Below are 311 nucleotides of genomic sequence, written 5' to 3' on the forward strand. Positions count from 1 at the left end.
GTGCAAAAGTACCGCCTTTTTCTGCATAAACAAGCTTTTTATCCGTCTTTTTTTGATCTTTTTTCAATACAACTCTTAACCTGCTGAAACACTTAATGTTGTGCCAAAAAGTTTTTTACCGCTTTGTTGGTTTTTCTAAAATTACAGGGCTTCTTTACTGGAAATGCCCGGGTATAGCTACATAGTCTTGAGTAAAGATGGACGGAAGTACCTTTCCAAAAAAAAACGGAAAGATCCCTGAAATAGCCCCGACCGGAGGGAAAAGCCTTCCCGCCTGCCCCTATGGCAGGCGCGAAGCTTTGGAAGGAACG

It is taken from the genome of Flavobacterium macacae (genome assembly GCF_003865365.1).
Lineage (GTDB): Bacteria > Bacteroidota > Bacteroidia > Flavobacteriales > Flavobacteriaceae > Flavobacterium > Flavobacterium macacae.